Below are 3,043 nucleotides of genomic sequence, written 5' to 3' on the forward strand. Positions count from 1 at the left end.
AACATCGTGTCCATCAAGTACAAACTTACCTTGTGTTGCTGATGGTAGATCTGTGATTGCGATGGAATGTAACGTATCGCCTGTGTCGATATCACTGAATCCAAACTGACTGGCTTGCATTTGGTAATGCGTATCTTCAGTGCCATGTGCAAGTGTCGTCGCAGTAATGCTCGGTTGATCGTTGGTGCCTGTCACCGTTATTGTTATATCGTGGGCAGTGTGGTCTGCAGAGTAAACACGATATACAACTTTTTCTACTTCACCTTCAGCTAATGATTGCAAGCGACTATTGGCTACTTCATATCCCCAAGCGCCACTTGGTGTAATGCGTAAAAAACCACCAAAGGGATCGTGAATCGCCTGTTCTCCTAATAACAGATTGACCTGAAAATGGTCTTGCCCTGCATCAGGATCTGTCACACTCAGCAAACCCGATGCAACGACAGGCTGTAATGAACTGTGACCCACATTATGATCTTCAATAATCGTTCCGGTATCACTACCGCTTATAACCGCTTTATCAGCAACAGCACTTAAACTGCTGGTAGCTCCAGTATGAGTGACACCGCCATGTGCATCTTTGACATCATAGGTGAAATGAACTTTACCGTTATAGTCTTTTTCTGGTGTGAAAGTGTATGTACCATTTTGGTTATCTAAAATCGAGCCGTGATCTGGATGAAGGTTTGCTACTGTAAGCAGTCCAGAGTCATTTTTATCGACATCTATTGAATTTTGTAACAGTTGTGCAGCTGTAATGGTTTGTCTCGTATCTTCAGTACCTGCGTTGAGTTGTACTTCTGAAGAGCAATAAGGCCTGTCGTTACTACCATTGATAGTGATGACTATATTATGTGGTGTTCCATCTTTTGTGTGAACGGTGATAGTGTCTGTGAGTGTTTCACCCTCACCTAACTTATCGATAGCGGAGCCTCTGGTCGTGGGCCTTCCACCAATGTGACTGAGACTTCCAGCATCGGCATAGTAATTCCAATCGCCATTTGGATTTAAAATTAAGTCACCATATGTACCGTGATAGTTATACCCCACATTATTATCAGCAAAGCCAGACTGACCAGAGTCAGGATCAATCACAGATAAATGTCCATTAGCGTTTAGTGTACTAACTCGAAGTGTCGCCATACCCGATTGAGCATGATCTGGTGACATATTATCTCCAGCAGCTTTCTCAGTGACACTTGCAGTATCTATTCCACCTACCACAGCATTATCATTAGTGCCGTTCACTGTAATGGTGACTTGATGAGGTGTGCCATCGGCTGAATGAACGGTAATGGTATCAGTAGCGGTTGCGCCATTACCTAACGCTTGAACGATAGGATTGGTGTTATCAAGATCGTACGTCCAAGCGCCATTATCTGTTAGATGTAATGTACCTAAGGAGCCTTGGATATCAGTATTGGCAAAGTGTGCTTCACCGCTATCGGTATCAGTAATGGTTAATGTGCCAGTAGTTTGTAGTTGTGTCTCTTCTGTTACTGCGCCAGCACTTGTACCGCCAATTACAGCCGTATCATTGGTGCCATTTACTGTGATAGTCACTTGATGTGGCGTGCCATCAGCAGAATGAACAGTGATGGTATCGGTAGCGGTTGCTCCTTTGCCTAGCGCTTGAACTTGTGGATTCGTATTATCTAAATCGTAAGTCCAAGTGCCGTTATCAGTTAAATGTAAAGTGCCTAATGTGCCTGCAATATCAGTGTTGGAGAAGTGTGCTTCACCAGTATCTACGTCAGTGACAGTCAGTGTACCTGACGTCTGAAGTTGAGATTCTTCAGTCACTGCACCAGAGTTTGTCCCGCCAATGATGGCCTTGTCGTTAGTACCATTAACCGTAATAGTAATTTGATGTGGTGTGCCGTCAGCAGAATGAACAGTAATGGTATCGGTAGCGGTTGTTCCTTTACCTAACGCTTGAACGGTTGGGTTGGTGTTATCTAAGTCGTAAGTCCATGTCCCCGAATTAGTGAGGTGTAAGGTGCCTAAAGTCCCAGCAATATCGGTATTGGAGAAGTGCGCTTGACCGGCATCAACATCAGTCACAGTCAGTGAGCCAGAGGTTTGAAGTTGAGATTCTTCGGTGACCGCGCCAGCACTTGTTCCGCTTATCACGGCTTTGTCATTGGTACCATTAATAGTAATTTTGATGGTCGAAGGTGTGCCATCAATAGACGACACCGTGAAGGTCTCTTCGACTTTATCGCCGACATTCAATTGATTAAACGCGCTGTTGGCGATGAACACCCAATGCCCATTAGCATCAATAGTTAGGTCGCCGTTAGATCCAACAATGGAATCTGGCGTGAATGCGTTATCTGGGTTATCGACGTCGATACTGGTTAGGGTGCCTGAGGTTGTCACCGCTTTGTCGGTTTCATCGATGGCAACGGTCGCACTGCTGACAGTAGCTGTGTCGTTAGTACCGTTAATTGTCACCTTGATAGTGGACGGTGTGCCATCAACAGACGACACCGTGAAGGTTTCTTCTACTTTATCGCCGACGTTTAATTGATTAAACGCACTGTTGGCGGTGAATACCCAGTGGCCAGTGGTATCAATGGTGAGATCACCGTTGGTGCCTGAGATAGAATCTGGTGTGAAGGTATTGTCTGGGTTATCAACATCGGTACTGGTGAGGGTGCCTGAGGTGGTTACCGCTTTGTCGGTTTCATAGATGGCAACGGTCGCACTGCTGACAGTAGCTGCGTCATTAGTGCCATTTACTGTGATAGTCACTTGATGCGGCGTGCCATCAGCAGAATGAACGGTGATGGTATCAGTAGCTGTCGAGCCCTTACCTAATGCTTGAACGGTCGGGTTAGTGTTATCAAGATCGTACGTCCAAGCCCCCGAATCGGTTAGATGTAGCATACCAAACGAGCCTGCAATATCGGTACTTCCTGTGGATGAAGTAGCGAAGTGCGCTTCGCCAGTATCTACATCCGTTACCGCAAGTGTGCCCGAGGTCTGAAGTTGGGACTCTTCGGTTACCACGCCGGCACTGGTTCCGCTTATCACGGCT

The 3,043-nt window shown here is 46.0% G+C and carries 1 protein-coding gene; it reads right to left on the reverse strand.

What is annotated here, in order from left to right:
- Positions 1-3,043, reverse strand: a 3,043-nt coding sequence (locus tag AB4653_RS23660) for a VCBS domain-containing protein (protein ID WP_372105467.1), incomplete at both ends; no start/stop codon positions are given.

Origin of the sequence: Vibrio sp. 10N.222.48.A3, assembly GCF_041475345.1 — a bacterium.
Classification (GTDB): Bacteria; Pseudomonadota; Gammaproteobacteria; order Enterobacterales; family Vibrionaceae; genus Vibrio; species Vibrio tasmaniensis_A.